General features: G+C 63.4%; 1 protein-coding gene. It reads right to left on the bottom strand.

The annotated features are described in order from the left end of the window. Positions 1–574: IS256 family transposase (locus HMPREF2894_RS04550; RefSeq protein WP_210399398.1), on the bottom strand; the 574-nt coding region annotated here is incomplete at both ends.

Genomic DNA, 574 nt, shown 5'->3' on the forward strand with positions numbered 1-574 from the left:
CGGCATCGTTGCCAAGTGGCTCCGGGCAGGTTGGCGGCGATGGCTTCAACCAGGCCCAGATGGGCGTCACTGGTCACCAGGCGCACGCCGGTGAGGCCTCGGGCGACCAGGTCGGCGAAGAACTCGTTCCACGCCGGGCCGGTCTCGCTGGTGGATACGCGCACCCCCAGTACTTCTCGGTGTCCGTCATTGTTGACTCCGGTGGCAACCAGAACCGCGCACGAGACGACGCGTCCTCCTTCGCGTACTTTCATGGTGAGCGCATCAGCGGCAACGAAGGTGAAAGGCCCGGCATCGTGGAGGGGCCGGTTGCGGAACTGATCCACGTGCTCGTCCAGGTCGGCTGCCATGCGTGAGACCTGGGACTTGGACAGTCCTGTGATCCCCAGGGTTTTGACGAGCTTGTCCATACGGCGCGTGGATACTCCTGCTAGGTAGCAGTCAGCGACCACTGTGATCAAGGCGCTTTCGGAGCGTTTGCGGCGTTGAAGCAACCACTCTGGAAAGTAGGTACCTGAGCGCAGCTTGGGGATCGCCACGTCAATGGTGCCGACCCTGGTGTCCAGGGGCCGGT

The organism is Rothia sp. HMSC066G02 (genome assembly GCF_001813145.1).
Lineage (GTDB): Bacteria > Actinomycetota > Actinomycetes > Actinomycetales > Micrococcaceae > Rothia.